The sequence below is a fragment of the Halonotius terrestris genome, assembly GCF_006861665.1.
Lineage (GTDB): Archaea > Halobacteriota > Halobacteria > Halobacteriales > Haloferacaceae > Halonotius > Halonotius terrestris.
The window spans coordinates 583,513-586,761 of record NZ_RKLU01000001.1; the positions used below are offsets into that span (position 1 = coordinate 583,513).

The window sequence follows — 3,249 nt, forward strand, 5'->3', positions numbered from 1 at the left end:
GAATCAGGCNCCNGTCTACGTGGCGATCCTCGCCTCGTTGATCGTCTGGGTGATCTCGTTCCTGTTGATCCGCGCGCTCAGCCGGTACCGCGAGTACGCTGCCGACCGCGGCGCGGCATCGATCACGGGCAATCCCTCGGCGTTGGCCTCGGCACTCATGTCGATCAGCGGCCGGATGGACAAGGTGCCCCAGGAGGACCTCCGCGATCAGGCCGAGATGAACGCGTTCTTCATCATCCCGATCCGCTCCGGCTTCATCGGTAAGATCGCCAGCACCCACCCGCCGACGGAGAAACGGATCGAAAAACTCCGCGAACTCGAACGCGAGCAGGAAACGGCCTAACACAGCGACACCGCTTTTCTCGCCGTGGTGTTGACCCGGTAGCGACACCGCCTTTTGTCGTCGGTTCTAGCGGTCCGTATGGGACTCTTCGATACCGTCCGGTCGATCTTCGGCGTCTCCGCCGAGCGGGATGCGACGCGGGATGCCGACCCCGAAGACCTCTTCGGGATGTCGACGGCCTACATGACGATGGAGGCCGATCTCGGCTACGAGAACGCGGGACAGGCCGCCCTCTGTTTTTCCTCAGTTGACAGCACGGATTTCAGCGATACGGTCGACGAAGTGAAAGCGATCCTCGAAGCCGGCGAGGACGACACCGGCACGACGTTCAGCCAGCACAGCGACGATCACGGCTACAGCTGGGTCGTTCTCGATGACGACGATCCCGAGGACCTGTTGACGACGATCCACTTCGCCGCCGACACGTTCATCGAACAGGGGTATGGCTCGCGGCTGCTGGCGGCCGTCTTCGCCTTCGATAAGAGCGGCACCGACCACGCCTACTGGATCTACTCCTTCCGCCGCGGGGCGTACTACCCCTTTGTCCCCAGCGGCGACCACGAACGCGACAACAAAGCCGAGTTCAAACTCCAGTCGGTGCTGGACGGCGAACTCGGGATCGAGGCCAACGAGGAGTACTGGTACCCGCTGTGGCCCGACCGTCCCGGCGGCTACCCATGGGAGTAACAGCAGCGGCGAGCAGCGGCGAACCGGGTCTAGCCGCCTAATCGACCAGTTCAGCGTTGTTGCCGGCCATAGCTGCAAAATCAACAGCCGATAGCGTGGTTTGGCCCGCCGTATTTTACTTTCACTTTGCTGTTAACGAGGCTTTATATGGGAAAGCGAGCAAAGACAGGGTACAATGGCAGAGGAAGACCTTGAAGCACTACCCGGAGTCGGGCCGGCGACGGCCGACAAACTGGCTGACGCAGGATTCGAAAGCTATCAGAGTATCGCCGTCGCCTCACCCGGCGAACTCGGGAACACGGCTGATATCGGCGACAGCACCGCGAGCGACATCATCAACGCCGCCCGCGAGGCCGCCGACATCGGCGGCTTCGAGACCGGCGAGATGATCCTCGAACGCCGCCAAGAGATCGGCAAACTCTCCTGGCAGATCGACGAGGTCGACGACCTGCTCGGCGGTGGTATCGAAACCCAGTCGATCACCGAGGTCTACGGCGAGTTCGGCGCGGGCAAGTCCCAAGTAACCCACCAGNTNGCGGTCAACGTCCANCTNCNGNNCGANCAGGGNGGCCTCCNNGGNNNNTGTATCTTCATCGACTCCGAGGACACNTTCCGNCCNGAACGGATCGACGACATGGTCCGCGGGCTCGACGACGACGTGCTGCAGGCGACCCTTGAGGACCGCGGCATGGAGGGCTCAATCGACGACGAGGAGACGATGGAAGCCCTCGTCGCCGACTTCCTCGACCGGATCCACGTCGCCAAGGCGTTCAACTCAAATCATCAGATTCTGCTCGCGGAGAAGGCCAAAGAGCTGGCCGGCGAACACGAGGACAGCGAGTGGCCCGTCCGGATGGTCTGTGTCGACTCCCTGACCGCGCATTTCCGCGCCGAGTACGTCGGTCGTGGCGAACTCGCCGAACGCCAGCAGAAACTCAACAAACACCTGCATGACCTCATGCGAATCGGCGATCTGTACAATACCTCTATTCTCGTCACCAACCAAGTCGCCTCCAACCCCGACTCCTACTTCGGCGACCCGACCCAGCCCATCGGTGGCAACATCCTCGGACATACCTCCACGTTCCGGATCTACCTCCGGAAATCGAAGGGTGACAAACGGATCGTCCGGCTGGTCGACGCGCCGAATCTCGCCGACGGCGAGGCCGTCATGCGCGTCCAAAACGAGGGCCTAAAGCCCGAATAATCGGTAGAAACGAGACCAACCGGGAACGACGCGGGCTGTTTTGCGGGTGACGACCGACTGAGAGCCGTAGCCGACTGTTTTCGACGGTGCGAGCCGACTGTCACAGCCCTGTGTTCCGGGGTGCGTCGTTCGGATTGCGAACCGTACCCGGGGCGACGATCCCGTTATCCGCAGAAAACATAGATTACTCGACAATACGAACGTCCACTTGTGCGGCAAGAATTGGCAGGTGAGTCGATCGGTTGCAACCTTATATGCATATTATCTGATTCCATATCTGACGGTCGTATACAAATACAGCCTTATTCGATCAATTGTAAACGGTTACCATTATATACGTCCACTCCATGAGTCACGACCGTGATTCAGAGCACAAACACATGGTGTGATCACGGAAACGCACATGATCGTAAACTCAACAACATCGATTCAACGGAGACAAATACATGACAATTGACCCAGCCGCATTCGCAAGCGCGATGAACGGCACGTGGATCCTCGTCGTAACGTTCCTGATCTTCTTCATGCACGCGGGCTTCGCCATGCTCGAAGCCGGGCAGGTCCGCTCGAAGAACGTCGCAAACCAGCTCACGAAGAACCTCCTGACATGGAGTCTCGGCGTCACGGTGTTCTTCCTGTTAGGCACAGCATTTACCAGCGTGATGAGCGGCTCCGGTGGCCCGACGTCGGTCGCCGGTGCCCTGTTCTCGGGCGGTAGCCTCGCAGTCGAAGCCGGTGCCATTGGCCCGTACGTCAACTGGCTCTACGGTGCCGTCTTCGCAATGACCGCCGCAACCATCGTTTCGGGTGCTGTCGCCGGCCGCGCAAAACTCCGCGCGTACGTCGCCTACACCTTCCTTCTGGCTGCAGTCATCTACCCAATGGTGATTGCCTTCACCTGGTCGGCCTCCGGTGACGGCCTCGTCGCCCAGCTGACTGGTACCGCCTTCCACGACTTCGCCGGCGGGATGATCGTCCACGGCATGGGCGGCATCGCNGGNCTCACCGCNGC

3 protein-coding genes and 1 pseudogene (2 of these 4 cut by a window edge) are annotated in these 3,249 nt (G+C 60.6%); all 4 read left to right on the forward strand.

Annotation, left to right across the window (positions count from 1 at the left end; translation table 11 throughout):
* Positions 1–343, forward strand: a pseudogene (gene htpX, locus EGH24_RS03085) (zinc metalloprotease HtpX); it begins 530 nt to the left of the window's first position.
* Positions 344–421: 78 nt separating this feature from the next.
* The gene (pspAB, locus tag EGH24_RS03090; RefSeq protein ID WP_142978698.1) at positions 422–1,030 is read left to right on the forward strand and encodes a PspA-associated protein PspAB; all 609 of its coding nucleotides are present in this window, start codon (positions 422–424) and stop codon (positions 1,028–1,030) included.
* 175 nt (positions 1,031–1,205) lie between these two features.
* Positions 1,206–2,237, forward strand: a complete 1,032-nt coding sequence (radA, locus tag EGH24_RS03095; RefSeq protein WP_142978699.1) for a DNA repair and recombination protein RadA — start codon at positions 1,206–1,208, stop codon at positions 2,235–2,237.
* 446 nt (positions 2,238–2,683) lie between these two features.
* On the forward strand, positions 2,684–3,249 hold the 5' end (the start) of the coding sequence (locus tag EGH24_RS03100) for an ammonium transporter (protein WP_142978700.1). It continues 1,174 nt past the right edge of the window; only the first 566 of its 1,740 coding nucleotides appear in the window; the start codon lies at positions 2,684–2,686; its stop codon lies beyond the right edge, outside the window.